Source organism: Geodermatophilus poikilotrophus, from assembly GCF_900111455.1.
Classification (GTDB): Bacteria; Actinomycetota; Actinomycetes; order Mycobacteriales; family Geodermatophilaceae; genus Geodermatophilus; species Geodermatophilus poikilotrophus.
On sequence record NZ_FOIE01000004.1, the window covers coordinates 241,949 to 266,828 of the forward strand.

Annotated in this window: 26 protein-coding genes and 1 tRNA gene; 6 read left to right on the top strand and 21 right to left on the bottom strand. The window is 74.6% G+C overall.

Annotated features, from left to right (window positions below):
- Nucleotides 1–155: 155 nt before the first annotated feature.
- From BMW27_RS11085 to BMW27_RS11115, 6 genes are all read right to left on the bottom strand, one after another.
- Nucleotides 156–1,013, bottom strand: coding sequence for an ABC transporter permease subunit (locus BMW27_RS11085; protein WP_091443763.1), 858 nt, complete (start codon nucleotides 1,011–1,013; stop codon nucleotides 156–158).
- On the bottom strand, nucleotides 1,010–2,014 hold the full coding sequence (locus BMW27_RS11090; RefSeq protein ID WP_217638122.1) for an ABC transporter ATP-binding protein: 1,005 nt from the start codon (nucleotides 2,012–2,014) through the stop codon (nucleotides 1,010–1,012). Before BMW27_RS11090 ends, BMW27_RS11085 begins: the two co-directional genes overlap by 4 nt.
- A complete protein-coding gene (locus tag BMW27_RS11095; RefSeq protein ID WP_091443767.1) occupies nucleotides 2,011–3,075 on the bottom strand; it encodes a hypothetical protein in 1,065 nt (354 codons plus the stop codon). Before BMW27_RS11095 ends, BMW27_RS11090 begins: the two co-directional genes overlap by 4 nt.
- Entirely contained in the window at nucleotides 3,059–3,682 is a 624-nt protein-coding gene (locus BMW27_RS11100; protein ID WP_245743481.1) for a sigma-70 family RNA polymerase sigma factor, read from the bottom strand. The genes BMW27_RS11095 and BMW27_RS11100 overlap by 17 nt, the downstream gene beginning before the upstream one ends.
- Before the next feature lie 91 nt (nucleotides 3,683–3,773).
- Nucleotides 3,774–4,286, bottom strand: coding sequence for a flavin reductase family protein (locus BMW27_RS11105; protein WP_091443770.1), 513 nt, complete (start codon nucleotides 4,284–4,286; stop codon nucleotides 3,774–3,776).
- A gap of 310 nt (nucleotides 4,287–4,596) precedes the next feature.
- On the bottom strand, nucleotides 4,597–5,124 hold the full coding sequence (locus tag BMW27_RS11115) for an NUDIX domain-containing protein (protein ID WP_091443776.1): 528 nt from the start codon (nucleotides 5,122–5,124) through the stop codon (nucleotides 4,597–4,599).
- 109 nt (nucleotides 5,125–5,233) lie between these two features.
- Between BMW27_RS11115 and BMW27_RS11120 the strand changes: the two genes are divergently transcribed.
- Nucleotides 5,234–6,028, top strand: coding sequence for an SGNH/GDSL hydrolase family protein (locus BMW27_RS11120; RefSeq protein WP_091443778.1), 795 nt, complete (start codon nucleotides 5,234–5,236; stop codon nucleotides 6,026–6,028).
- Between the two features lies 1 nt (nucleotide 6,029).
- Here BMW27_RS11120 and BMW27_RS11125 read toward each other — a convergent pair whose 3' ends face one another.
- A complete protein-coding gene (locus BMW27_RS11125) occupies nucleotides 6,030–7,955 on the bottom strand; it encodes a putative bifunctional diguanylate cyclase/phosphodiesterase (protein ID WP_091443782.1) in 1,926 nt (641 codons plus the stop codon).
- Between the two features lie 215 nt (nucleotides 7,956–8,170).
- Here BMW27_RS11125 and BMW27_RS11130 point away from each other — a divergent pair, with 215 nt between their 5' ends.
- Nucleotides 8,171–9,208 (top strand): LLM class flavin-dependent oxidoreductase, encoded by a 1,038-nt coding sequence (locus tag BMW27_RS11130; RefSeq protein WP_175486476.1) that lies wholly within the window; start codon nucleotides 8,171–8,173, stop codon nucleotides 9,206–9,208.
- Nucleotides 9,209–9,316: 108 nt separating this feature from the next.
- On the opposite strand, the gene BMW27_RS11135 is transcribed toward BMW27_RS11130, so the two are convergent.
- The 4 genes from BMW27_RS11135 to BMW27_RS11150 form a co-directional block, all read right to left on the bottom strand.
- Nucleotides 9,317–9,487 (bottom strand): CsbD family protein, encoded by a 171-nt coding sequence (locus tag BMW27_RS11135; protein WP_091443787.1) that lies wholly within the window; start codon nucleotides 9,485–9,487, stop codon nucleotides 9,317–9,319.
- Nucleotides 9,488–9,622: 135 nt separating this feature from the next.
- A complete protein-coding gene (locus BMW27_RS11140; protein WP_091443791.1) occupies nucleotides 9,623–10,660 on the bottom strand; it encodes a hemolysin family protein in 1,038 nt (345 codons plus the stop codon).
- The gene (locus BMW27_RS11145) at nucleotides 10,657–12,084 is read right to left on the bottom strand and encodes a hemolysin family protein (protein ID WP_091443794.1); all 1,428 of its coding nucleotides are present in this window, start codon (nucleotides 12,082–12,084) and stop codon (nucleotides 10,657–10,659) included. The genes BMW27_RS11140 and BMW27_RS11145 overlap by 4 nt, the downstream gene beginning before the upstream one ends.
- A 310-nt stretch (nucleotides 12,085–12,394) precedes the next feature.
- Nucleotides 12,395–12,467, bottom strand: a tRNA-Arg gene (locus BMW27_RS11150).
- 241 nt (nucleotides 12,468–12,708) lie between these two features.
- Here BMW27_RS11150 and BMW27_RS11155 point away from each other — a divergent pair.
- The 3 genes from BMW27_RS11155 to BMW27_RS11165 all read left to right on the top strand — a co-directional run bounded on the left by BMW27_RS11155 (nucleotide 12,709) and on the right by BMW27_RS11165 (nucleotide 15,556).
- Entirely contained in the window at nucleotides 12,709–13,200 is a 492-nt protein-coding gene (locus BMW27_RS11155) for a single-stranded DNA-binding protein (RefSeq protein ID WP_091443797.1), read from the top strand.
- Between the two features lie 102 nt (nucleotides 13,201–13,302).
- Entirely contained in the window at nucleotides 13,303–14,973 is a 1,671-nt protein-coding gene (gene ettA / locus BMW27_RS11160) for an energy-dependent translational throttle protein EttA (RefSeq protein ID WP_091443801.1), read from the top strand.
- Between the two features lie 166 nt (nucleotides 14,974–15,139).
- Entirely contained in the window at nucleotides 15,140–15,556 is a 417-nt protein-coding gene (locus BMW27_RS11165; RefSeq protein WP_175486477.1) for an acyl-CoA thioesterase, read from the top strand.
- Nucleotides 15,557–15,565: 9 nt separating this feature from the next.
- Here BMW27_RS11165 and BMW27_RS11170 read toward each other — a convergent pair whose 3' ends face one another.
- The 6 genes from BMW27_RS11170 to BMW27_RS11195 all read right to left on the bottom strand — a co-directional run bounded on the left by BMW27_RS11170 (nucleotide 15,566) and on the right by BMW27_RS11195 (nucleotide 19,363).
- The gene (locus tag BMW27_RS11170) at nucleotides 15,566–16,315 is read right to left on the bottom strand and encodes an oxygen-binding di-iron domain-containing protein (RefSeq protein WP_091443803.1); all 750 of its coding nucleotides are present in this window, start codon (nucleotides 16,313–16,315) and stop codon (nucleotides 15,566–15,568) included.
- Nucleotides 16,316–16,399: 84 nt separating this feature from the next.
- Nucleotides 16,400–16,840 carry a YccF domain-containing protein gene (locus BMW27_RS11175; RefSeq protein WP_091443806.1) on the bottom strand — a complete coding sequence of 147 codons (441 nt, stop codon included), beginning with the start codon at nucleotides 16,838–16,840 and terminating at the stop codon, nucleotides 16,400–16,402.
- Nucleotides 16,841–16,884: 44 nt separating this feature from the next.
- On the bottom strand, nucleotides 16,885–17,421 hold the full coding sequence (locus BMW27_RS11180) for an MOSC domain-containing protein (protein ID WP_091443809.1): 537 nt from the start codon (nucleotides 17,419–17,421) through the stop codon (nucleotides 16,885–16,887).
- Nucleotides 17,421–18,047, bottom strand: coding sequence for an energy-coupling factor transporter transmembrane component T (locus BMW27_RS11185; protein ID WP_091443813.1), 627 nt, complete (start codon nucleotides 18,045–18,047; stop codon nucleotides 17,421–17,423). The genes BMW27_RS11180 and BMW27_RS11185 overlap by 1 nt, the downstream gene beginning before the upstream one ends.
- A complete protein-coding gene (locus BMW27_RS11190; RefSeq protein ID WP_245743483.1) occupies nucleotides 18,047–18,790 on the bottom strand; it encodes an energy-coupling factor ABC transporter ATP-binding protein in 744 nt (247 codons plus the stop codon). The genes BMW27_RS11185 and BMW27_RS11190 overlap by 1 nt, the downstream gene beginning before the upstream one ends.
- A 6-nt stretch (nucleotides 18,791–18,796) precedes the next feature.
- Nucleotides 18,797–19,363, bottom strand: a complete 567-nt coding sequence (locus BMW27_RS11195; protein WP_091443816.1) for a biotin transporter BioY — start codon at nucleotides 19,361–19,363, stop codon at nucleotides 18,797–18,799.
- Nucleotides 19,364–19,925: 562 nt separating this feature from the next.
- On the opposite strand from BMW27_RS11195, the gene BMW27_RS11200 reads away from it, so the two are divergent.
- The gene (locus BMW27_RS11200) at nucleotides 19,926–20,294 is read left to right on the top strand and encodes a hypothetical protein (protein ID WP_091443820.1); all 369 of its coding nucleotides are present in this window, start codon (nucleotides 19,926–19,928) and stop codon (nucleotides 20,292–20,294) included.
- Between the two features lie 102 nt (nucleotides 20,295–20,396).
- On the opposite strand, the gene BMW27_RS11205 is transcribed toward BMW27_RS11200, so the two are convergent.
- The 4 genes from BMW27_RS11205 to BMW27_RS11220 form a co-directional block, all read right to left on the bottom strand.
- A complete protein-coding gene (locus BMW27_RS11205; protein WP_091443823.1) occupies nucleotides 20,397–21,932 on the bottom strand; it encodes an ATP-binding cassette domain-containing protein in 1,536 nt (511 codons plus the stop codon).
- 202 nt (nucleotides 21,933–22,134) lie between these two features.
- A complete protein-coding gene (locus BMW27_RS11210) occupies nucleotides 22,135–22,524 on the bottom strand; it encodes a globin (RefSeq protein ID WP_091443826.1) in 390 nt (129 codons plus the stop codon).
- The gene (locus tag BMW27_RS11215; protein ID WP_245743485.1) at nucleotides 22,521–23,759 is read right to left on the bottom strand and encodes an MFS transporter; all 1,239 of its coding nucleotides are present in this window, start codon (nucleotides 23,757–23,759) and stop codon (nucleotides 22,521–22,523) included. The genes BMW27_RS11210 and BMW27_RS11215 overlap by 4 nt, the downstream gene beginning before the upstream one ends.
- 74 nt (nucleotides 23,760–23,833) lie before the next feature.
- Complete coding sequence (locus tag BMW27_RS11220) at nucleotides 23,834–24,844, bottom strand: mechanosensitive ion channel family protein (protein WP_091444285.1); 1,011 nt, start codon at nucleotides 24,842–24,844, stop codon at nucleotides 23,834–23,836.
- Nucleotides 24,845–24,880 lie beyond the last annotated feature (36 nt).

Sequence of the window (24,880 nt, forward strand, 5' to 3'; positions counted from 1 at the left end):
CGCCACCGCAACTCCATGATCATCGCCGGGCAGGCGGGCAGGCGGGCAGGCGGGCAGGCGGGCAGGCAGGCAGGCGGGCGGGCGGGACGCGAACCGGGGTCAGGGGTGCGCCGCGCCCGCCCCGAGCCCGCGAGGGGATCCGGGACGGAGGCCCCTCACAGGTCGCGGCGGGAGAAGGCCAGTGCGGCCAGTCCCCACACCATCGCCACCCAGACCACCGTCCACGCCAGGTACGCCAGGGTGAGCGGGGCCTCGCTGAGGAAGGGGAACCCCTCGAGCTCCACGCCGAACTGGGCGAGCGCGGAGGGGTCCTGCAGGGAGTGCATGGCCCCGCGCCAGAGCCCGTCGGTGGGCAGCAGCACCCGCGACACCGTGCCGACCCGGGCCACGTCGTCGTTGCCCAGCGCCTGCCCGATGCCGCCGACCACGCCGGCGATCCAGGTCGCGCCGAACAGCCCGACGGCGACCACGCCGGAGGCCATCGGGGACACGACGGTCGACAGCAGCAGGCCCAGCGTCAGCAGGACGGTGGTCTGCCCGGCCAGCAGCACCAGTGCGCCGACGATGTCGGGAGGCCAGTAGCCGACGGTCAGCTCGACGACGAGGCACTGGGCCAGACCGGCGAGGACGACGAACCCGCTGCCGAAGACCACCAGCCCCAGCCACTTGCCGAGCAGCACGGTCGAGCGCCGGACCGGCCGGGCCAGCATGGCGAGGGAGATGCCGCTCTCCACCTCGCCGGACAGCGTCGGCCCCGCCAGGAACGCTGTCCCCAGGGCCGCGATCAGGCTCATCCCGAACATGACCAGGTTGAGCAGCTGGGACGCCACGAGCCGCGCCTGGCCGCTGGTCATCGCCCCGAACTCGGTCTCGACGGAGGCCAGCCGGGCGAAGCCCCAGCCGCTGAGCACCAGCAGCGCGGCCGTGAGGGCGACCAGCGCCCACAGCACCCGCCGCCGCGAGGCCTCGCGCAGGGTGAGCGCGGCGATCGTGAGCACCGTGCGGGCGGTCACGGCCGGCCGTCCCCGGACCCGGCCCGCAGGATGCCGAGCAACCGCTCCTCCAGGCTGATCCGCGCCGGCTCCACCGCGTGGACCAGCACGCCGAGCCCCACCAGGTCGCGCACCAGGCAGGGGACCGCAGTCCCGTCGTCGTCGGCCGGCAGCGCGACGGTGGACCACTCGCCCTCGCGCTCGACCGGCCCGGCGGCGGCCAGCCGCGCCTCGGCCGCGGGGCCCACGCCGGTCAGGTGGAGCCGGACCTCGCGCTGACCGAGCAGCTCGGCGAGTGTGCCGGAGGCGGCGACCCGACCGCGGTCCAGCACGACCACCCGGTCGCACACCCGCTCCACCTCGCCGATGAGGTGGGAGTTCAGCACGACCGCCACGCCGCGCTCCCGGAGCGACAGCACCACGTCGCGCACGTCGGCCCGGCCGAGCGGGTCCAGGGCGCTGGTCGGCTCGTCGAGCACCACGAGCTCGGGGCGGGCCACCAGCGCCACGGCCAGCCCGAGCCGCTGCTGCATGCCCTTGGAGAAGCCCCCGACGCGGTCCGCGGCGCGGGCACCCAGCCCGACCAGCTCCAGGCAGCCGTGCTGCTCGTCCGGCGGGACGTCGGCGCCGGCCAGCCGGACGTGCAGCCGCAGCACCTCGGCCGCGGTCAGCCAGGGCTGGTAGCGGAACAGCTCGGGCAGGTAGCCCACCCGGGCGCGGGCCGACGGGTCGGCGCCGGGCCGGCCGAGCACCATCACCTCACCCGCGTCGGGACGGACCAGCCCCAGCAGCATCTTGATGACGGTGGTCTTGCCGGCCCCGTTCGGCCCGAGCAGGCCCACCACCTCCCCGCAGCCCACGGACAGCGAGACGCCGTCCACGGCCGTGCGCCGTCCGTAGCGCTTCCGCAGGCCGTCGCACCACAGGGCCGGGGTCGGGGGCAGGTCGCGGACCAGCTGCGCCGCGGCCCGGACGGCGGCGTCGCCTGGAGCCGCGACCGCGGGTGCGTCGGCCGTGTTCACCCCAGGTCCTCGGCGATGCCGAGCACCTCGTCGGTGCCCAGCGCGCCGCCGACCAGGGTGACCACGCCGTCGTCGACCCAGACCACGGCGGCCAGCGCCTGGTCGCGTGACTCCAGCACGGTGGCGGGCAGGTCGTCGACCTCCGCCTGCGAGGTCTCCACCAGGTCGGCCGGCACGGGGACGGGCAGGGTGGAGCCGTCGGCGGTGTAGGTGCGCAGCTGGGCCGCCACGTCCTCGGGCAGGCCCGGCAGCGAGAGCAGGAAGTCCCGCACGGTCTCGAACGGGACGCCGGACGAGGACGCCGAGGGCGCCACCGCGCGGCCGACGACCAGCGTGGGCATCCCGGACGTCTGCGACCAGACCGCCGCGACGCCCGGACCCGCGGTGAGCCGCACCTGGCTGCCGTCGAGGCCCGCGGGCAGGGGCGGCAGGGGCTCCCCGGACGCCGCCGCGGCCTTCTCGGCGGAGAAGGTGAAGACGCCGCTCAGCTCGCCGACCACTTGGTACACCGGCTCGCCGTCCACGCCCCGGGGCAGGTCGGCCACCTCGGGGACCTCCAGGCCGGTCTCGTCGCGGGCGGCCGCAGCGTCGGGCACGGAGTGCGGACCGCCGTCCCCGGTGAGCTCGACGTCGCCGTAGGCGGTCAGGTCGGGCAGCGCCACGAGGTCGTCGGGGCTCACCTCGAGCGGGGCGACCTGCTCGGTGCGGAAGATCGGCAGCCAGTCGTTCGCCGCCGCGACACCGGCGCCACTCAGGACGACGGCGAAGGCGAGCGCCGCGGCGGCCGGACGGCGCAGCAGCCCGCTCCGCCGCCGGGGTGCCGTGGGTGCCGCGGCCCGGGCGGGCAGCGCCGTGGACAGCCGCTGCCAGGCGGCCGCCGGGTCGACGTCCGCGGCGCCGTCGGTGTGCAGCGCGGCCCCGACCACCATGGCGTCCTCGCGCGCGGCGGCCAGGCCGGTGAGGCAGACAGGGCAGTCGGCGACGTGCTGCCGGTCGGCGTCGGAGACCCCGGCCGGCTCGTCGACGAGTCGGCGCAGCACGCCCTCAGTCGGATGACGCATGACGGTTCAGCTCCTCGCGCAGGGCGGATTCGGCGCGCCGCACCGTGGTGCCGACGCTGCCGGGGGACAGATCGAGCGCCGCCGCGACGTCGGCGTAGCTCAGGCCGCTGTGCCGGAGCACGAGGGCCACGGCCTGCCTCCGGGGCAGCCGGGCCAGCGCGGCCCGGACCCGGCGGCGTTCCTCGAGGGTCACGACCGCGTCGGCCACGTCGGGCGCGACGACGTCGTCCGCCGCGGCGGCGCTCTTCTCGCGGGAGGCGCGACGGCGACCCGAGCGGAGCAGGTTCAGCGCGGTGTGGGCCGCGGCGACCGAGAGCCACCCGCGGGCCTCGCCGGCCGGCACCGAGGAACGGCCGAAGGACAGGAACACGTCCTGCGCGACGTCCTCGGCGGAGTCCCGGGACCCGAGCACCCGGGCGGCCACGCCGACGACCCGGGGGTACTCCCGACGGAACACCTCGTCGAGGTCGGCACGCACGGCCCCGGAGGCCGCGGACCGGGGGACCGCCACGCCGTCCGTCCCCCCGATCCGCACGCCCGCGCTCCGCTGCACCGCGCCCGGGAGGGCCAGGACGGCCTCGGGTCGCGCCCGTCGAACGAGGTCCATGTCCCTACAGCACCGCCCGGACGGGGAATGTGACACCCGCCGAGGATGCCTGCCCGTGGCCCCTGCAGGGTCCTTCCACGGCGGGGGTCTCTCAGGCGCGACCGGCCAGCGAGCCGGTCTCGTCCACGTAGCGGCCGCGCAGCCGCACGAGCGGGGCGCCGCCGCGCGCCAGCACCGGGACGCCGGTGACCTCCAGCAGCGCCAGCACGTGGTCGCCGGCCCCGACCAGCCGCTCCAGCCTGCAGTCCAGCGCCGCCAGCCCTCCCGCGAGCACGATCGCCGCGCTGTCCTCCGCCCGCCGCCACGGCACCGACTCGAGCAGGTGACGGGCGCTGGGCCGCCCGGCCGAGGAGAACCGGCTGGCCACGATGGCGTGCTCGGCAGCGAGGACGGTCAGCGCGCACCGGCCCACCTCCTCCAGCACCTCGGCCGGGTAGCCGCCCGCCGTCAGCCCCACGGCGACCAGCGGCGGCTGCGCGGACACGCTCATCACCGAGGTGACGGTGGTGCCGACGTCGTCCATGTCGTCGCGGACGGTCAGCAGGCACACCCCGGCGGCGTACTGGCGGAGCGCCTCGGCGAACGTGGCGGGGTCGACCGGCATGGCGGCCAGTCGACCACATCCCGGTGACCCGAGAGCACGGACGCCGTGGACTCGACCCGCCCGAGGTCGACGGCCCGCACCGGACCGGTGCTGCAGCCCTGACCGACGCCCGCGCCGCCGCCCGCAGCCGGGTCGAGCTCTCGCTGGTCGACCTGCCGGTGCTCCGGCACGAGCTGGTCGAGCTGCTGCCCGACGACGTCCGCCGTCGCATCGACACCTCGGGAGGTCGACGTCGCGGCCGTCCTACCCGGCCGTGCTCTGCGGGGTCCTGCCACGAGCTCACGAGTCGCGGGGAGCAGGGGGTCCTCCCTCACTCGCGGTCGAGCAGCAGCAGGCCGTAGGCGGCGAGGCTCGGCCCGTCGGTGAACCGGCCGTCGCGGACCATGGACCGCAGCTCGGCCTCGCTCACGAACGCCGAGCGCATGTCGGCCTCGGTAGCCTCCCGCGCGGTCGGCCCCTGCGCCAGGTCGGTGGCCAGCCAGACGTCGAACTCCTGCGTGGACAGCCCGGGCGCGAGGTCCAGGTGCCCGAGGTGGCGCAGCGAGCCGGCGCGCAGGCCGGTCTCCTCGGCGAGCTCCGCGCGGGCCAGCTCCTCGGCGGAGCCGTCCGAGCCCGTCGTCCAGGTGCCCTGGGGGAACTCCCAGGCCCGCCGGCCGACCGGGTGGCGGAACTGCTCGACCAGCCAGAAGCCCTCGCGCTCGTACGGCAGCACGAGCGCGAAGTGCGGCTTCTCCACCACGCCGTAGACCCCGACGCTGCCGTCGGCGCGCTCCACCGCGTCCTCCCGCACCCGGATCCACGGGTTGCGGTAGACCTCCCTGCTGCCCGTCGTCCGCACGCGGCCATCCTGCAGCAGGACCCCGTCCTCCCACCCCCTCACCGGCTGAGGGCGGTGCCCGGGACGGGGCCGGCGGCTGTGTGCCCGGTCACCGTGCTGGAGTGGGGGCGTGCAGCTCGGACCCTCCCGCACCACCTGGCGCCGCTACGTCGCCCTCGGCGACTCGTTCACCGAGGGGCTGGCCGACGCCGATCCGCAGCGGCCGGGGGAGTACCGCGGCTGGGCCGACCGGCTGGCCGAGCACCTGGCGGCCGCGGCCGACGGCGACGTGGAGTACGCCAACCTGGCCATCCGCGGCCGGCTGCTCGCCCAGGTGCTCGACGAGCAGGTGCCGGTCGCGCTGGCCGCCGGGCCAGACCTGGTCAGCCTGGTCGCCGCCGGCAACGACCTGCTCCGCCCGGGCGCCGACCCCGACCGGCTCGCCGCCGACCTGGAGGACGCCGTCGTCCGCTTCCGGTCCGCCGGCGCCGACGTGCTGCTGGCGACCGGCGTCGACCCGCGGCAGACGCCGATCCTGCGGCGCACCCGCGGCCGGGTCGCGGTGTTCAACGCCTCGCTGTGGTCGATCGCGGCCCGGCACGGCGCCGTCGTCCTCGACCAGTGGGGCGCCCGGTGGGTGCAGGACTGGCGGATGTGGGACGGCGACCGCATCCACCTCACCGCCGAGGGCCACCGGCGGACGGCGCTGGCCGCGGCGACCGCGCTGGGCCTGCGGGTGGACGACGACTGGCGCACCCCGCTGCCCCCGCAGCCGCCCCGCGCACTGCGGGCGGCGCTGGCCGAGGAGGCGGCGTGGGTGCGCGGGTTCGTCGCGCCGTGGATCGGCCGGCGGCTGCGCGGCCGGTCCTCGGGGGACGGCCGCGCAGCCAAGCGGCCGGTGCCGCTGGCGCTGCCGCGCGCCTGAGCTACTCCTGCTCCAGCCGGCGGTCCTCGGTGGGCAGGCCCTCCGAGATCAGCTCGTCGACCGTCATCGCCCGGGTCGCCGGCGGCTGGGGCGGGGGCACCGGCGGCAGCCCGGAGGCGACCACGGCCTCGCCGTCGAGCACGTCCTGCACGGTGACCTCGCCGGGCGGCAGGGTGCCGGTCAGGTCGACGTCCCCGGTGCTCGGGATGGTCGTGGGCAGCGGGGCCGGCCGGCCGAAGGCGTAGCCCTGGGCCATCTCGCAGCCGTGCTCGCGCAGCCAGTCGGCCTGGTCGAGGTCCTCGATGCCCTCGGCGATGACCTGCAGGCCCATGCCCAGGCCCAGCTGCACCAGGCCCTGCACGAGCGCCGCGGTCGAGGGCTCGGTGACCACGTCGGCGACGAACGAGCGGTCGATCTTCACCGTGTGGATGGGCAGCCGGTGCAGCGCGGTGATCGCCGAGTAGCCGGTGCCGAAGTCGTCGAGGGCGAGGGTGACACCGGCGTCCGTCACCTCCGAGACCGCCTGCAGCGTGGCGTCGGCGGCGAACAGCGCGGTCGACTCGGTGATCTCCAGCTCCAGCCGCTCCGGCGGCAGGCCGGACTCGGCCAGCGCGTCGGTGACCAGCTCGGCGAAGCCGGGCTCGGCGAGGTGGCGCGCGGAGATGTTGACGTGCACCCGCAGGCCGGCCGGCCAGCCGGCGGCGTCGAAGCAGGCCTGGCGGAGCACCCAGACGCCCAGCCGGGAGGTGAGCCGGTTGTCCTCCGCGGCGGTGAGGAAGGCCCCCGGCGGCAGCAGCCCTCGGGTGGGGTGCTGCCAGCGGATGAGCGCCTCGTAGCCGAGCAGCGTCTCGTCGTGCAGCGACACGATCGGCTGGTAGAAGAGCCGCAGCTCGTCGGACTCCAGGGCGTTGCGCAGGTCGGCCTCCAGCTGCAGCTGGTCGACCTCGCTGTCGGACAACCCGCCGTCGTGCACCTCGATGCGGGCGCGGCTGCCGTCGGCCTTGGCCCGGGTGAGCGCGGCGTGCGCCTGGCGCAGCAGGTCGTCGGGGGCAACGTCGGACCCCAGGGTCAGGCCCACGCTGGCCGACAGCACGATCTCGCGCTTGCCGATGAGGAACGGGTCGTCGAGCACGCCGAGCAGCCGGTCGGCCATGGTGCGCAGGCCGTCGAGGTCCTCCACGTCCTCGGCGAGGATGAGGAACTCGTCGCCGCCCAGTCGCACGGCGGTGTCCTCCACCCGCGTGCTCCAGCGCAGCCGGTCGGCGACCTGGATGAGCAGCTGGTCGCCGGCCTCGTTGCCGAGGACGTCGTTGACCGCCTGGAACCGGTCGAGGTTGAGGTGCACCAGCCCGACCTGCAACCCGCGGCGGCGGGACAGCGCGAGGGCGTGGTTGAGCCGGTCGTTGAGGGCCCGCCGGTTGGGCAGCCCGGTCAGCGGGTCGGTGAAGGCCCGCCGGACCAGGTCCTCCTCCGCGCGGCGGCGGTCGGTCACGTCGACCAGCGAGAGGACGACGAACTGCGGCGTCCCCGTGTTGGTGTGGACGACCTCGTGCGACTGGGTGGCCCACAGCTCGCTGCCGTCGGCCCGGCGCAGTCGCCGTTCGCCGTCCACCCGCAGCCACGGGTCCAGCGGGCCGTCGCCGCGGTCGGGCACCGGGGCCTCGTCGGGGTGGGCGAGCAGGTCGACGTGCCGGCCGACCATGTCCTCGGGCGTGCGGCCGGTCATGGTGCACAGGGCGTCGTTGACGACGAGCAGGTGGCCGTCGAGGTCGACGAGGGCCTTGGGGATCGGCGCGGCGACGAACAGGGCGCGGAAGAGCTGTCCTCGGTCGGCCAGCAGGGTGTCGATCGCGCGGAGCCTCGAGCCGGCGGCGGCGCCGGCGGTCCCCTCCGGGGGACGCGACACGTCGTGGGCGCTCAGGTTCACCCGGACAGCCTGCGGGACCGGACCCGTCCAGCCCGGGACCTCGTGGACGGAGAGTCGTGGTCGACTCGTCACAGATCGTGACACCTTGAGCACGGTGGGGCGTGAGTGACGGGTGGGGTGCGACCGGGCCCGCCCGGGGTGGTGCCGGCCGGCGTCGGGAACACGAGCGGGGCTCCCGGTGCTCGACCGCAGCAGAGCGACGAGAGGTGAGGGTGATGGAGAAGCGGATCGGGTTCCTGTCCTTCGGGCACTGGCAGCCGATCCCGGGCTCGCAGGTGCGGACCGGGCGGGACGCGCTCGTGCAGAGCGTGGAGCTGGCCGTGGCGGCCGAGGAGGTCGGGCTCGACGGTGCCTACGTGCGGGTGCACCACTTCGCCCGGCAGTTGGCCTCGCCGTTTCCGCTGCTGGCCGCCGTGGTCGCGCGGACCCGCCGCATCGAGGTGGGCACCGGCGTCATCGACATGCGCTACGAGAACCCGCTGTACATGGCCGAGGAGGCCGCGGCGACCGACCTGCTCGGCGACGGGCGGCTGCAGCTCGGGGTGAGCCGGGGGTCCCCCGAGACGGCGCTGCGCGGCTCGGAGGCCTTCGGGTACGTGCCGCCGGAGGGCTCGACGGACGCCGACCTCGCCCGGCAGAAGACCGCGCTGTTCCTGGCCGCGATCCGGGGCGAGCGCCTGGTGGACGCCGATCCGCGGATGACCGGCGGCATGCCGGGCAAGCTGGCGGTCCAGCCGCAGTCGCCGGGCCTGGCCGAGCGCATCTGGTGGGGGGCCGGCACCCGGGCGACGGGGGAGTGGGCCGCCCGCCAGGGACTGAACCTGATGAGCTCCACCCTGCTCAGCGAGGACACCGGCGTGCCCTTCGACGAGCTGCAGGCCGACCAGATCGCGCGCTACCGCGCCGCCTGGGCCGAGGCCGGCTGGCAGCGGACGCCGCGGGTGTCGGTGAGCCGCAGCGTCCTGCCCGTCACCAGCGATCTGGACCGGCAGTACTTCGGCGAGCGCTCGGGCGAGGACCAGGTCGGCCTGCTCGAGGGCGTGCGGGCCCGTTTCGGCAAGAACTACGTCGGCGCGCCCGACCAGCTCGCCGAGGAGCTGGCCAAGGACGCCGCCGTCCGCGAGGCCGACACCCTGCTGCTCACCGTGCCCAACATGCTCGGCGTCGAGTACAACGCCCGGCTGCTGCAGACGATCGCCCGCCACGTCGCCCCGGCCATCGGCTGGGTGCACCCGGAGCAGCGCGGCCGCTGACCCGCACCCTGCGCCCGCCGGATCGGCGGCAACCGCTAGGTGGCACACCCCTCATCGGCGACACCGCCGGGTTGACGCCACCCGACGGTGGCGAGGTGGGCGCCCCGACTACTTGAAGACGTCCTTGACCTTCTCGCCGGCCTGCTTGAGGTTGCTCTTGGCCTGCTCGGCCTTGCCCTCGGCCTCCAGGTCGGGGTTGCCGGTGGCCCGACCGGCGACCTCCTTGCCCTTGCCCGCCAGCTCGTCGATCTTGTTGCTGATCTTGTCCTCGGCGCTCATGCCGGCGCTGCTACCCGGCGGCTCCTGCCGGCATGCCGCAGCCGCTGCGGACACCCGGCTCGGTGCGCTGACGCCTGGACGCCGCACGTGACGGCAGGGCGGCCGGGCCCGGGTGGGACCCGGCCGCCCCACCGTTCAGGCCGCCGAGCCGGCGGGCGTGGTGGCCGGCTGCGGGAACAGCCGGCGCAGCACGTCCGAGAGCGTGATGACGCCGATGACCGCGCCGGCGTCGGTGACGACGGCGAGGTGGTTGCGGGTCTCCCGCATCGCCTTGAGCGCGGCGTGCACGGTGCTGTCGGCCTCGAGCGTGAACACCGGCCGGGCGAACGGCGCCGCCGGCGCCGACTCGGGCGCGGTGAGGGTGTCGCGGACGTGGACCACGCCGGTGATCTCCTCCCCGGCGGACACGCCCAGCAGGATCCGCAGGTGCCCCGAGGCCCGGGTGACCTCCCGGACCTCGCCGACCGTCGCGCCCGAGCGCACGCCGGTCGGCCGGGAGGTGGGCCCGACCAGTTCCCGGACGGTGAGACGCTCCAGTTCGAGGGCGCCGGAGATCTGCGCCGAGAAGCCTGCGTCCAGCGCGCCGACGTTGGCCGAGTGCTCCACCAGGTGGCGGAGCGTGTCGGGGCTGTGGCCGACGGCGAGCTCGTCGGAGGGCTGGACGCCGACCGTGCGGACGAGGCGGTTGGCCGCGGCGTTCAGGACCCGCAGCAGCGGCCGGAACAGCGCCATGAAGACCCGCATCGGTGCTGCCAGCAGCGTGGCCGAGCGCTCCGGGTGGGCGATCGCCCACGACTTCGGCGCCATCTCGCCGACCACGAGGTGGAGGAAGGTCACGATCAGCAGAGCGAGGACGAAGCCGGCGACGTCGGCAGCGACCAGCGGCAGGCCCCAGGTCTCGAACAACGGGGTGAGCCAGTGGTGCACCGCCGGCTTGCTGATCGCCCCCAGGGCCAGGGTCGCCGCGGTGATCCCCAGCTGCGAGCCGGCCAGCAGCAGCGTGAGCTCCGAGGAGTTGCGCAGCGCGGCCCGGGCCGAACGGCTGGTGGACGCGACCTCCTCCAGCCGGTGCCGCTTGGCGGCCAGCGCGGCGAACTCCACCGCGACGAAGAACGCAGACAGGGCGACGATGACCACGGTCGCGGTGATGACCACCCACGGGTCGTCGCTCATCGGGAGTCCTCCTCGGCGGCGACGGCCGCGCGGCCGGCACCGGCGGTGCCGTCGGCGGTGACCCCGGTCCGCACGCGGTCGGGGAGCTCCAGGCGCACCCGGGAGGGGACGTGGCGCTCGACAGCGAGCACCGCGACGTGCAGGTGCCGCGGGGCGGGGTCGTCGGCGTGCACCAGGTCGCCGGGGTCCGGTGGCAGCTCCACGGTCAGGCGCGTGCTGGGTCCGGGCAGGGTGCCGGCGGCGGCGATGACCAGGCCGGCGATCGTCTCGTAGTGCCCGCGCGGCAGGTCGACACCCAGGGCGCGCTCGACCTCGTCGACGTGCACGTCGCCGGGCATCTCCCACACGCCGTCGCCCTCGATCGGCACGTACTCCGGGTGCTCGGCGTCGTGCTCGTCGGTGATCTCGCCGACCAGCTCCTCGGCGAGGTCCTCCAGCGTGATGACGCCGGCGAACCCGCCGTACTCGTCGATGACGCAGGCCATCTGGTTGTGGGTGTCGGCGAGCTGGCGCAGCGCGTCGGGCAGCGGGGTGAACGTGGTGACGGCCAGGCACTCGCGGGCGATGGCGGTCACCGGGGCGGTGTCGGGCTCCGGAGTGGTCAGCAGGTCGGCCAGGTGCACCACGCCGACGACGTCGCCGGCCTCGGTGTCGAGCACCGGGTAGCGGGAGTGCCCGGACGCCATCAGCTCGCGCAGGTGGCCGAGGGTGTCGGTGTCGCCGACGGTGCCGACCCGGGGACGGGGGATCATCGCGTGCCCGACGTCGCGGTCGGGGAAGTCCAGGATCCGGTCGACGAGCATCGACAGCTCCGCCGGCAGGTCGCCGCTCTCCCGGGACTCCTCGACGATGTGCTCGAGGTCGCGGGCGGTCGCGGCGTGCTCGAGGTCGTGCACCGGCTCGATCCTCAGTGCTCGCAGCAGCAGGTTCGACGCCTGGTCGAACACCCGGATCAGCCAGCCGAACACCGTGAGGTAGACGATGGTGGAGGCGGCCAGCCAGCGGGCGACCGGCTCCGGGCGGGCGATGGCGAGGTTCTTGGGGAACAGCTCGCCGAACAGCATCTGCACGACGGTGGAGAACAGCAGCGCCAGCACCGCGCCGATGCCGACGCCGACCGCGGTGGGGATGCCGACGCCACCGAGCAGCGCGCCCAGGGACTCACCGATCAGCGGCTCGGCGACGTAGCCGACCAGCAGACCGGTCACGGTGATGCCCAGTTGCGCGCCCGAGAGCATGAAGGAGGTCCGGCGGGTGACGCCCAGGGCGCGCTGGGCCGCGGCGTCACCGGCCTCGGCGCGGGCGTTCAGGCTCGAGCGGTCGACCGCCATGTAGGCGAACTCCTGGGCCACGAAGTACCCGGTGACCGCGGTGATCGCCAGGACGACCAGCACACCGAGCAGGAGTGAGAGCACTTCGGTCACCGGCCACGCACCCCCTCACCGAGCTGGGGGTACGCGGCCTGGGGTCTGTGACAGCTGCTCATGTCTCTCTTCGCCGGAGGTGGTCGGGGCGGCAGGCGCTCCCCTCAGGTCAACGAGGCGACGGCGGTCGGCGTTCCGACCGGTGACACCGGTCACGGGACGCCGCGACCGGTGGGGCGGCCCGGATGGCCCGGGGCAGGACCGAGGGTGCCCGGCCCTCGACCCGCCGGTCGCCGCGTCCAGCGGCCGCCATCGCGATCGGTGGGCAACGGTCGGCCGGTTGCTCGACCGACGACCGGCGTCGGGTGGGCGCGCCCGGCAGGGATCGAACCTGCGACCAAGTGCTTAGAAGGCACCTGCTCTATCCGCTGAGCTACGGGCGCTCGGGCTCCGATCATCGCACCCCGGTTGGAGGGGGTGGGGCGGCATGCGGGGACGGGCGTCGTCATGCGCGGCAGTCGAGCGACAGGTGCGGACGATCACCGTCTGCCCGTCCACAGCCGCCGACCCCGTCCACAGATCGTGCCGGGTGGTCCCACCCGGTGCGGCCGGGTCCCAGGGTCCTCGGTGCACCGGCACCGCGCCGGTCCCGCCGGACCAGGCGGGCAGCCCCTGAGGAGCACCGTGAACGACACCCACGTCACCGTCGTCGGCAACGTCGTCGACTCGCCCCGCCGCGTCAGCCTGCAGAACGGCGCGGTCACCAACTTCCGCCTGGCCTCCACCGCGCGCCGGTTCGACCCCCAGTCCCAGGAGTTCGTCGACGCCGGCACCTTCTGGGTCGACGTCGAGTGCTGGAACGACCTGTCCGGCAACGTCTCCGGCAGCGTCAGCAAGGGCGATCCGGTCATCGTCCAGGGCACCCTGACCACGCACAGCTGGGAGGGCGAGAACGGGAGGCGCAGCACGCCGCGCATCCGCGCCGCCGCCGTCGGCCACAACCTGGCCCGCGGCATCGCGGTGTTCAAGCGGAGCCGGTCGGCCCGCCCCGCCGAGCCCGTGCCGTCGCACCCGGGGAACGAGGAACTGGTCCGCGGCCGGGACTACGAGGACGGTCCCGGGACGTTGCACTCGGTGGACACCGCCGACCTCGCCACGGAGCCCGCGCACGGCTGAGCGCCCGGGCTGGGAGGATCGGAGGGGAGAACGCACGGGGGCGGGCCGGCAGTCTGCCGGCCCGCCCGCCACTCGCGAACCGACGGAAGGCCTCGAAGCCCAGTGGCTCAGTACATCTACACGATGGTGCGTGCGCGCAAGGCGCACGGCGACAAGGTGATCCTGGACGACGTCACCCTGTCGTTCCTGCCTGGCGCCAAGATCGGCGTCGTCGGCCCGAACGGCGCCGGCAAGTCGACCGTCCTCCAGATCATGGCCGGCATGCAGCAGCCCTCCAACGGCGACGTCATGCTGGCGCCGGGTGCCTCGGTGGGCATCCTGCTGCAGGAGCCGCCGCTCAACGAGGAGCTCGACGTCCGCGGCAACGTGGAGGAGGCCGTCAAGCCGCTTCGCGACGCGCTGACCCGCTTCGAGGAGGTCAGCGCTGCGATGGGGGAGCCCGACGCCGACTTCGACACGCTGCTGGCCGAGCAGGGCGAGCTCATGGAGGTCATCGAGAACGCCGACGGCTGGGAGCTCGACGCGCGCATCGAGCAGGCCATGGACGCGCTGCGCTGCCCGCCCGGCGACGCCGACGTCACGGTGCTGTCCGGTGGTGAGCGCCGCCGCGTCGCGCTGTGCAAGCTGCTGCTCGAGGCGCCGGACCTGCTGCTGCTCGACGAGCCCACCAACCACCTCGACGCGGAGAGCGTCGCCTGGCTGGAGCAGCACCTGGAGAAGTACGCCGGCACCGTCGTGGCCGTCACCCACGACCGCTACTTCCTCGACAACGTCGCCCAGTGGATCCTCGAGCTCGACCGCGGCCGGGCCTACCCCTACGAGGGCAACTACTCCACCTACCTGGAGACCAAGGCCGCCCGCCTCAAGGTCGAGGGCGCCAAGGACGCCAAGCGGCAGAAGCGGCTGGCCGAGGAGCTCGAGTGGGTGCGGTCGGGCGCCAAGGCCCGCCAGGCCAAGAGCAAGGCCCGTCTGCAGCGCTACGAGGAGATGGCTGCCGAGGCCGAGAAGTACCGCAAGCTGGACTTCGAGGAGATCCAGATCCCGCCCGGCCCGCGGCTGGGCAACGTGGTCGTCGAGACCAGCGACCTCACCAAGGGCTTCGGCGACCGCGTGCTGATCGACGACCTGTCCTTCACGCTGCCCCGCAACGGCATCGTCGGCGTCGTCGGCCCCAACGGTGCCGGCAAGACCACGCTGTTCAAGATGCTGGTCGGCGAGGAGAAGCCGGACGACGGCGAGATCAAGGTCGGTGAGACGGTCAAGGTCTCCTACGTCGAGCAGAACCGCGCCGGCATCGACCCCAAGAAGACGCTGTGGGACGTCGTCTCCGACGGCCTCGACCACATCAAGGTCGGCAACGTCGAGATGCCCTCGCGGGCCTACGTCGCCGCGTTCGGCTTCAAGGGCCCGGACCAGCAGAAGCCGGCCGGCGTGCTGTCCGGCGGTGAGCGCAACCGCCTCAACCTCGCCCTGACCCTCAAGCAGGGCGGCAACCTGCTGCTGCTCGACGAGCCGACCAACGACCTGGACGTCGAGACGCTGACCAGCCTGGAGTCCGCGCTGCTGGAGTTCCCGGGCTGCGCCGTCGTGGTCAGCCACGACCGCTGGTTCCTCGACCGCGTGGCGACGCACATCCTCGCCTACGAGGGCGAGTCCCGGTGGTTCTGGTTCGAGGGCAACTTCGCCGACTACGAGAAGAACAAGGTCGAGCGGCTCGGCCCCGAGGCGGCCCGGCCGCACCGGGCGACCTACCGGAAGCTCGCCCGCGACTGAGCAAGGGCCCCGCTGCCACCCACGCCTCGCAGGCTCGGCGCGGGTCCCTGCAGCGGGGCCGTCCCAGAGCGTCACGACGGCCGATCGGAGCACCCGCTCCGGCCGGCTGTCGTGGTCCGCGGGGTGGTCCCGGGGCCGGCCGGACGCATGCGGCAGGGTGTCGGCCGTGAGGCACACCGTGCAGGTCCCCATGCGCTGGTCGGACATGGACGCCTACGGCCACGTGAACAACGTCGTCTTCCTGACGTACTTCGAGATGGCCCGCGTCGACCTCTTCTTCGACCGGGCCTCGTTGGAGGAGCAGACCGGCCTGCGGCGGGGGACCGTCGTGGCGGCCCACGACGTCCAGTACAGGCTGCCGGTGGTCTACTCCCGGGACCCGCTCGACGTGCAGATCTGGGTCTCCGGCATCCGGGCCGCCGCCTTCACCTGCCACTACGAGCTGTTCGACCACGGACGGCGGGCGGTCACCGGCAGCACCCTGCTGGTGCCCTTCGACTTCGCCATCGACCGGCCCCGGCGGCTCACCCCGGCCGAGAAGTCCTTCCTCGCCCGCTACGCCGACGACCAGCGCGCGGACTGAGCCCGCGCCTCACGAGCCGCGCGGAGCAACCGGACCGTGCAGGCGCGCCCCCTCGACGGCCAACCGCTGGTCGTAGGCGTCGCCGAGATCGGCCAACGCCTGCGCGCAGTCCCCCGTGAACGCGGGGCCGTGCATCAGTCCCAGGGTCGTCGGCTGCAGCTCGGCCAGCGCCCGGATGGTCGGCCCCGTCGCCGGGGTCAGACAGGTCGCCCCGAACAGGTCCTCGGCCGCCAGCGCCGGGCCGGTGATCTCCTGTTCGGTGATCGCCGGGCCGGCGCCCACGGCGGTGAACAGGTCACCGCACAGGAGCGTGCCCGTCGTCTCCTCGTAGACGAGCCCGGCGTCCCAACCGTGCGGGACGTGCGGCGTCTCGATGCGCCGGATCCGGCGCCCGCCGAGGTCGATCACCTCGCCGTCCTGGAGCGGACGGGGCGGCCGGTCCGCCAGGTCGGCGACGGACACCGCGCACCCCAGGGCTCCGTGCGCCACCTCGGCCCGCGGTGCGGCCGCCAGCCACAGGTTCATCGCGCCGCACTCGTCAGCCTCGACGTGGCCGAACGTGATCCAACGCAGGCTCGACACGGGGACGACGCGCTCGACCGCCGCTGACACCAGGGGGAACAGGGCCCGGGGACCGGTGTGGAACAGCAGGGGCTCGTCGGCCGTGACGAGGAACTGGTTGAACAGGATGTCCGCGTCGCTGACGTAGGTCGACAGCCGGTAGACGTCAGGGGCGATCTCGGTCAGCTGGGTCTCCATGGAGACCTCCTCGAGGGGGGTCCTGGGCGGCACAGTGTCCTCCTCCTCGGGCGCACCGGGCCAGGACCATCGCGCCCGGTCGGCTCAGCGGACCGGCGCGCCGTGCACCACGCCGCTGCCGGCGTGCACCCAGTTCCGCGGCGGAGCGGTCTCCACCACCCGCTTGCCCAGCGGGAACAGGCCCACCGCGGCCAGCTTGAAGGAGGCGATGCCGAACGGGATGCCGATGACCGTCAGGCAGAAGCCGATGCCCGCCACGACGTGGATGAGCGCCAGCCACCACCCGGCCACGAGGAACCACACGAGGTTGCCCACGGCCGAGGCGACCCCGGCACCGGGGGCGCGCACCGTCGTCCGGCCGAAGGGCCAGACGACGAAGCCGGCCAGGCGGAAGGCGACGATCCCGAAGGGGATGGTGACGACCAGCAGGCAGGCGATCACCCCGGCCAGGACGTAGGCGAGCGCGAGCAGCCAGCCCTGCAGGACCAGCCACACCAGGTTCAGCAGCGTGCGGAGAGCGTCCACACCTGTTCCACGGACCTGGGAACCGCCCGGTTCCCCGGCGTCCGTCAGCCGTTGACGATCCGCGGCACCGGGCGGTCGGCACCGGTGGGGGCGCCCCGCCGCGCCGCCTCCTCCTCGGACACCGGCCGCACCACCGCACCCTCCGCGATCCGGGCCGGGGCGAAGACCGCCGCGTTGATGCCGCCGCGGTGCACCATCGCCTTCACCAGCCGGGCGCCGGTCAGCCGCTCCAGGTGCGTGCACGGCGGACAGCGCTTGGCCCCGAACAGCAGCGCGTCCCCGACGGCGAACCAGCGGCCGACCAGCGACGGCAGGTCGATGCCGGCGGTCACCAGGTTCCGGCGGGTGTCCCCCGGGGTCAGCGGCACGCCGGCGTCCGCGGCGACGGCGGCGACGTCCGCGACGTCGACCAGCGTCAGCTGCTTCTCCAGGTCGGGGTACTGCGCCCACGTCCCGCCGCCCAGCGCGTAGCGGTCGCCCTCCAGCCCCCGCCCGGCCAGCAGCTGCGCCGCGGGCACCCGCCGCATCGGCGCGGCCGCCTCGGACGTCAGCCAGATCTCGGTCAGCACGCCGCCGTCCATCACGCCCTCCTCGGCCGGCGCGCCGGCACGTCGTCCGCGCCCCGCGCGTCCAGCGCCTCGCCGAGCGTGGACGCCAGCTGCAGGACCTGGATCAGCAACGGCACCAGCAGACCCAGCCGCATCCCCGACGCTCCGCGGGCCGCCTGCGCCTCGCGGATCCGCGCGGCCCGCTCGGCCACCACCGGGATGAACCGCAGCGTCATCGCGACCATCAGCCCCACCCGGGCCGGCCGCACGCCGACCACCTCGAGCGGCCGCAGCAGCCACTCGACCACGGCCACCAGCGCGGTCACCCGGGTGGTCGCGGTGACCACGGCGGCGGCCAGCACCAGGGTGAGCAGTCGCAGCACCGTCACCGTGCCGGTGAGCGCGTCGGTCACCAGCAGGTGGACGCCGAACAGCGCCGCCAGCAGCAGCCACACCGGCCGCACCTGCGCCCACAGCGCCCTCGCGGGCAGTCGGGCGACCACCAGGCCGGCGACGAGCACGCCCACCAGTGCGGCCGCGACCACCTCGATCCGGGGGAGGGCGAACAGGCCCGTGCCGAGCGCCGCCAGAGCGGCCAGCTTGAGCCCGGCCCGCGTGCGGTGCACGGGGCTGGTGCCCGGTGCGTACAGCGACAGCATCAGGCGTTCCGGGCCACGTACCAGGGCACCGCCTCGGCGGGCGACCCGTCGGCGGCCAGCCGCCCGTCCTCGAACACCAGCACCCGGTCGAAACGGGCCAGCAGGTCCAGGTGGTGGGTCACCACGACGACGTCCTGCCGCAGCCCCTCGATGACCTCCGCGACGCGGCGCGTGTTCACCAGGTCCAGCAGCGTCGTCGGCTCGTCGAAGACCACCCGCTGCGGCTCCATGACCAGCACGCCGGCGATCGCGAGCAGCTGCTTCTGCCCGCCGGAGAGCAGGTGGGCGGGGTGGTCCCGGTGCCCGTCGAGGCCGTACCGGTCCAGCACCTCGTCGACCCGGCGGGCGATCTCGTCGGCCGGGCGGCCCTGGTTGGTCGGCCCGAAGGCGACGTCCTCGGCCACGGTGGGGTGCACGATCTGCGCGTCCGGGTCCTGGAAGACGAACCCGACCTGCCGACGGACCTCGCGCACCTGCGTGCGGGTGTCCAGCCCGTCGACGAGCACGGTGCCGGCGGTGGGCACCACCAGCCCGTTGAGCAGCCGGGCGAAGGTGCTCTTACCCGACCCGTTGGCCCCGATGACCCCGATCCGCGACTCGGTCAGGGTCAGCGTGACGTCGGAGAGCACGGTCCGCTCGCCGTAGGCGTGGGTCACGTCGCGCAGCTCGACGGCGGTCCGGGGGAGGGGCGGCGCGTCCGCTGCGGCGGCGCCGCGCCGTCCCCAGTGCATGGCAGCGACCACCCGGTCTCAGCCCGCGGTCGCGCGCCGGCCCGGCAGCTCGATGACCGGGTAGGCCCGGCGCACCGCCACGGCGACCACGGAGGCGGCGACCGCCTTGACCACGTCACCGGGGATGAAGGCCAGCGAGCCCGTGGCCGAGACCGACAGCGGGACGTCGGCGTAGAGGCTGGTGAACGGGATGCCGATGGCGTAGATGACCACGATCCCCCCGAGCAGGTTGGCCACCAGCGCCCAGGCCAGGTTCAACCGTCGCCAGAACCGCTCGGTGAGCCAGCCGATGACGAAGGCGGCGACCGGCCAGCTGTACAGGTACCCGGCGGTCGGACCGACGAAGACGCCCAGACCACCACTGCCGCTGGCCAGCAGGGGGGCGCCCATCGCCACCACGGCCAGGAAGAGCAGCAGTGCCAGCCCGCCGCGCTTGGCGCCCAGCACCGACCCGGCCAGCATCACGCCGAGCGTCTGCGCGGTGATCGGCACCGGGATGCCCGGTACCGGGACCGCCGGGAGCTGGCCGAGCACGGCCACGATCGCGGCGAACAGCGCGATGTAGGCGAGGTCCCTGGTCTTCACGACGCGCTCCTCCCGGGGTGCGCGGAACGCCCGCGCGGCTCCCGGCGGAAGGTACCGGAGGACGGCGAGCGGCCGAGCGGCCCGGGTGGGTGAGCGGTCACCGGCCACCGGGGAATTGCTTGCGGTCGGTGTCTGCCCGCTCACCTGCAGAGACGCCCGCCGGTTTGCCGGGCCTGCCGGGGACGTGTTGTCTGGGGTTCCTGAGCCCCTCGGCGAAGGCGGAACCAGAGGCATGGCAACCGGGTGGTGGGCGTCGCTGTGGTCGTGGGGACGCCCCGCGGCCCACGAGCTCCCCGCGGAGCGTCCGCAGCACCCGGACCGGGAGCCCGACACGGGTGACCGGCCCGCGCGGACGATGCCGCCACCTGTGCCTCCCGCCGTCGACGGGACGGCTGCGCACCGCGCTCCGGCCGGTGCGACGCGCGCCGGGGCGGCACCGCCGCCGCCCGGGGACACCACGCACCGCCAGGCGTCCGGTCCGTCCGGTCGGTCCGGGTCACCTCCCGACCCGGACCGCAGCACCCCGCTGCGTCTTCCCCTCGAGAGGACAGGAGTCCCATCCGTGGCACAGCTCGACAACGTCATCGCCGACCTGCTTGCGATCGAGGGCGCCAACGGCGCCGCGATCGTCGACATCGACAGCGGCATGGCCCTCGCGGCCGGCGGCACCCCCGGGTTCGACCTCAACGTCGCGGCCGCCGGGAACTCGAACGTCATCCGCGCGAAGCTGCGCACCATCCAGGACCTCGAGCTGAAGGACGAGATCGAGGACGTCCTCATCACGCTGCAGAACCAGTACCACCTGATCAACGTGCTCAAGGGCCAGGGCAACGCGGGCCTGTTCATCTACCTCGTGCTCAACCGCGTCACCGCGAACCTGGCGCTGGCCCGCCATAAGCTCCGGGCCGTCGCGGCCACCGTGAGCGTCTGAACGAGGACCCCCTTGCCCCCCACTCCTCGCTGACGCTCGGCGCGGGCCCCTGCAAGGGGGCCGTTCCAGTACGTCACCAGGTGGGGGGCAGGAGGGTCCTCGTCAGGCCGCGGTGGCGGCCTCGACGATCCGCGCCCGCACGGCGTCGACGGCGAGCTCGCGGGTGTCGATCCACCGGGCGACGCGGCCGCCGGCCACGATGCCGACGCGGTCGCAGCACTCGGCCAGCTCCTCGGGGTCCACCGACACCACGACGACCGACGTCCCGTCCGCCGTGGCCTCGTCGAGCAGCTGGCGCACCTGCTGGCGGGCCCGGACGTCCAGGCCGCGGGTGGGCTCGTGGAGCACGACGACGTCCTGTGCCGAGGCCATCCAGCGGGCCAGCGCGAGCTTGTGCCGGTCGCCGCCGGACAGGGCGCCCACGACGGTGCGGATGCTCAGCGTCTTGACGTCGAGCCGGTGCACGGTCTTGATCACACCGCGCAGGGAGGCGATCTCGCTGCGGACGTCGGTGAGCGCGCCCCACGGCTCCCGGGTCAGCGTCCGGGCGATGGTCTCGCCGGGGTCGACCCCGTAGGCGTCCTCGTCGGGGCGGTAGGCGGGCAGCCGCAGCGCCGCCCCGTCCGCCGACGAGTCCAGCGACCGCCGCTCGCCGTGCAGCACGAGCTCGTCGCTGAGCGCCGGCAGCTCCCCGGTCAGGGCGCCGGCGATCTCCTGGACGCCGGAGGAGCGGTGCCCGGTCAGCCCGACCACCTCGCCCTGGCGCAGCAGCAGGTCGACCCCCTGCACCCGGCCGGGCACCCGCAGGTTGCGGACCCGCAGGGCCACGTCCCCCTGGGCGGGGGCCGGCCGGGTCGGGGCGCGCGCCGGGACGTCGTCCCGCCCGGAGCGCGCGGGGGCTGAGGCCACCCGCGGTGCGGGCAGCGATATCGGCTCACCCACGGTCTCCGCGGCCAGCCGGACCGGGTCCAGGTCCTCCGCCGGGCTGTCCAGGGCGATCACGCCGTCGCGCAGCACGAGCACGCGGTCGACCAGCGCGAGCATCTCGGGCAGCCGGTGGCTGATGTAGAGGACGCCGCGGCCCTGCCGGCTCAACCGGCCGGCGACGCCGTGCAGCCGGGTGACCTCCACGGGCAGCAGCGCGGCCGACACCTCGTCGAGCACGACGAGCCGGGTGTCCTCGGCGAGCACCCGTGCGATCTCCACCAGGCCGTGCACGAAGTGCGGCAGCTCCCCGACGAGGGTGTCGGGGTCGACGTCGAGGGTGACCTCGGCGAGCAGCGCCCGCGCCCGCTCGCGCAGCTCCGCCTGCGGGCGCCCGGCCTGCGGTGTGCCGCGGAAGACCGCCTGCGCGATGGTGAGCCCGGGGTCGATCTCGACGAGCTGCTCGACCACGCCGACGCCGAGGTGCCGGGCGTCGTCCGCCGACAGCGGCGCGTAGGGGTGGCCCTGCAGCGTCATCCGGCCGGCGTCGGCCGCGGTGATGCCGGCCAGGACGTCCCCGAGGGTCGACTTGCCCGCGCCGTTGCTGCCGGCGAGCCCGACGATCTCCCCCTCGGCGACGCTGAAGGAGACGTCCCGCAGGACGCGCCGGGCTCCGAAGGACTTCCTCAGGCCCTCGACCTGCAGCAGCGCCATGGGCGGGCCGGCCTCCCCCGAGCAGGATCTCGACCCCGGGGTCGGGGACCGAGCCGTCAGCGTCCCCCGCGACGCTGTGTCACCACCTGGATGCTACCCACCGCGGGGGACGGCGCCTGTCGGGGCCGCACCCCGCAGGGTGTGGGAGCCCCGCAGGGACCCGACGTCCCGAGCCCGCGACGAGGAGGGAGGACGGGGTCCGTCAGCGGTTCTGCATGCTGTACGCGGCCATCTCCATGTACCCCCACAGGGTCGCGTCCTGCTCGGGGGTCAGCTCCAGGGAGTCGACGGCGTCGCGCATGTGGCGCAACCACGCGTCGCGCTCGGCGGGGCCGATGGCGAAGGGCGCGTGGCGCATGCGCAGCCGGGGGTGACCGCGCGCGTCGGAGTAGGTGGTCGGGCCGCCCCAGTACTGCTCCAAGAAGGTGCGCAGCCTGGTCTCGGCGCCCTCCCAGTCGTCCTGCGGGTACAGCGGGGCGAGCACCGGGTCGGCGCGTACTCCGGCGTAGAAGCGGGCCACGAGCCGGGAGAAGGTGGGCGCGCCGCCGACCTCCTCGTAGAAGGTCCGTGCCGACGGCAGGGATCGGCTCATGTCCTCGATGGTCCCGCAGCGTGCGGGGCGGCTGCCACGTGACCCTGGGTACGCACGTAGCCCACGAGCGGCGGGAGGACGGCCAGCAGCCCCACCCCACCGGCCAGGGCCACCACGCCGCCGGGCGCGACCCCCTCGGCCGCGGCGCCGGCGGCGAGCACGCCGATGCCCTGCACGCCGTACAGCCCGCTGACCGCGACCCCGAAGGCGCGGCCCCGGTAGGCCGGCGGCACGGCCTGCACGAAGGCGACGTTGAGCGGGATCGTCCAGGCCGCTCCCAGCCCGGCGACGAACATCAACGCGACGACGGCCGCGTAGGCGCCCTGGCCCGGAGCCCCCCACGCGGTGACCAGCCCGGCCAGCAGGATCGGGACCAGCGACAGGACGACGAGGTGCGGCACCAGCTGCTCACGGCGCTGCTGGGTGAGCGCGCGGGCGACGAGCAGCCCGCCCACGGTGACCCCGGCGGGGTTGGCCGCGAGCAGGACGCCGATCTGCGTCGCGCCCTGGCCGAGCTGCTCGACCAGCGGTGCGGCGATGCCCTCCGGGGCGTTGGCGAAGAGGGTGCCCACCCAGGTGACGGCGATGATCGCGCGCAGCCTGGGCGTCCGGCCGATCAGCCGCAGCCCCTCGGCGGCGTCCCGCCACATCGAGCGGGGGCCCTCGGCCTCGCCGCCGTCGTCCGGGGCCGGGCGGCGCTGCAGCCGGGCCCACAGCCAGACGGCGGAGACGGCGAAGGTGGCCGCGTCGAGCAGCAGCGCCGCCGACGGGTCGAGCACGGCGACCAGCGTGCCGCCCAGCACGAACCCGAGGACCTGGGCCACCTGGGAGCCGACGTTGGTCAGGGACGTCGCCAGTGCGTACCGGTCGCCGTCGAGGACGTCGGCCATGAGCGCCGACCGGGCGGACTCGAACGGCGGCCCACACACTGCTACGACGAACAGCAGGCCCAGCAGCACCGGCAGCGGCGTCCCGGGGACCGCCATGAGGGCCACCAGCAGGGCGCGAGCGGTGTCGCTGGCGATGAGCACCCGGTGCCGCGGGAACCGGTCGGCGAGGGTGGACAGCAGCGGCCCGCCCAGCAGCCACGGCAGGTAGCTGATCGCGAAGGTCACCGCCGACAGCAGCGGCGAGTCGGTGCGCTGGTAGACCAGCACGGTCAGCGCGACGCGGGCCAGCTCGTCACCGATCGTCGACAGCAGGTAGGTGCCGAGGAGCGGCTGGAACTCGCGCACGGCGAACAGCCCGCGGAAGGTCGCCGGGCGCGGGGCTGCGCCGGCCGGGTCCCCGCCGGCCGGCGCGCTGCCGCTCAGCGGGCCCCCGCAGGAGCGCCGGCCGCGGACAGCAGCGGCAGCGGCGTGCGGATGCCCTCGGCGACGAACCGCTCCTTGAGCCGCATGCGCAGCTCGCGGCCGACCCGCCACTGGTCGGCGTTGGTGGTGCGGACCTGCAGGCGCATGAACACGCCCTCGGAGGTGATCTGCTCGACGCCGAGGGACTCCGGCTCGGACAGCAGCACCCCGACCCACTCGTCCTCGGCGTACAGCGCGTCGGCCACCTCCTGCATCACTGCCCGGCAGCGCTCGAGGTCGGTGTCGTGGGCGACCGGCATGTCGATGACCACCTGGGCGTAGCCCTGGCTCTTGTTGCCGACCCGCAGGATCTCGCCGTTGCGGGCGTACCAGACCACGCCGTTGACGTCGCGCACCCGGGTGATCCGCAGGCCGACCGCCTCCACCGTGCCGCTGGCCTCGCCGAGGTCGACGACGTCACCGACGCCGTACTGGTCCTCGAGGATGATCCCGATCCCGGCGATGAAGTCCTTGACCAGGTTCTGCGCGCCGAAGCCCAGGGCGACGCCGACCACCCCGGCGCTGGCCAGGATCGGCGCCAGGTTGATGCCGAGCTCGCCGAGCACCAGCACCACCGCGATGCCCAGCACCACGATCGAGGCGCAGCTGCGCAGCACCGACCCGATGGCCTCGGCCCGCTGGGTGCGCCGGGCGGCGACCTGCTCCGCGCCGTCCCCCACGGCGGCGGCGCGCAGCCGGCGGGCCCGCAGGATCGAGGGCACCGGGCTGCCGGTGGTGTGGTCGGTCAGCCGGCGGATCGCCCGGTGCGCCAGGTACCGCACCAGGACGGCGACGACGACGATCAGCAGGATCCGCGCCGGCGTGGCGATCAGCGTCTCGGCGTTCTCCGCCAGCCAGTCGGTCCCCGACCAGTCGTAGACCTGCTGGCAGAGCCAGTAGTCGGCGCAGTCGGGCATGGAGCCGGTGCCGCCGTCTGCGGCGGCGATCACGGACGGTGAAGCAGTCATCACGCCGATACTCTCAGGTGCGGGAAGGCAACCCCA

What these genes read in the sequence shown, in the direction of transcription:
- BMW27_RS11095 (WP_091443767.1), bottom strand. Translation starts at nt 3,075, where the DNA reads ATGCGTCATCCGACTGAGGGCGTGCTGCGCCGACTCGTCGACGAGCCG.
- BMW27_RS11100 (WP_245743481.1), bottom strand. Translation starts at nt 3,682, where the DNA reads ATGGACCTCGTTCGACGGGCGCGACCCGAGGCCGTCCTGGCCCTCCCG.
- BMW27_RS11105 (WP_091443770.1), bottom strand. Translation starts at nt 4,286, where the DNA reads ATGCCGGTCGACCCCGCCACGTTCGCCGAGGCGCTCCGCCAGTACGCC.
- BMW27_RS11130 (WP_175486476.1), top strand. Translation starts at nt 8,171, where the DNA reads ATGGAGAAGCGGATCGGGTTCCTGTCCTTCGGGCACTGGCAGCCGATC.
- BMW27_RS11135 (WP_091443787.1), bottom strand. Translation starts at nt 9,487, where the DNA reads ATGAGCGCCGAGGACAAGATCAGCAACAAGATCGACGAGCTGGCGGGC.
- BMW27_RS11140 (WP_091443791.1), bottom strand. Translation starts at nt 10,660, where the DNA reads ATGAGCGACGACCCGTGGGTGGTCATCACCGCGACCGTGGTCATCGTC.
- BMW27_RS11170 (WP_091443803.1), bottom strand. Translation starts at nt 16,315, where the DNA reads ATGGAGACCCAGCTGACCGAGATCGCCCCTGACGTCTACCGGCTGTCG.
- BMW27_RS11180 (WP_091443809.1), bottom strand. Translation starts at nt 17,421, where the DNA reads ATGGACGGCGGCGTGCTGACCGAGATCTGGCTGACGTCCGAGGCGGCC.
- BMW27_RS11185 (WP_091443813.1), bottom strand. Translation starts at nt 18,047, where the DNA reads ATGCTGTCGCTGTACGCACCGGGCACCAGCCCCGTGCACCGCACGCGG.
- BMW27_RS11205 (WP_091443823.1), bottom strand. Translation starts at nt 21,932, where the DNA reads ATGGCGCTGCTGCAGGTCGAGGGCCTGAGGAAGTCCTTCGGAGCCCGG.
- BMW27_RS11210 (WP_091443826.1), bottom strand. Translation starts at nt 22,524, where the DNA reads ATGAGCCGATCCCTGCCGTCGGCACGGACCTTCTACGAGGAGGTCGGC.
- BMW27_RS11220 (WP_091444285.1), bottom strand. Translation starts at nt 24,844, where the DNA reads ATGACTGCTTCACCGTCCGTGATCGCCGCCGCAGACGGCGGCACCGGC.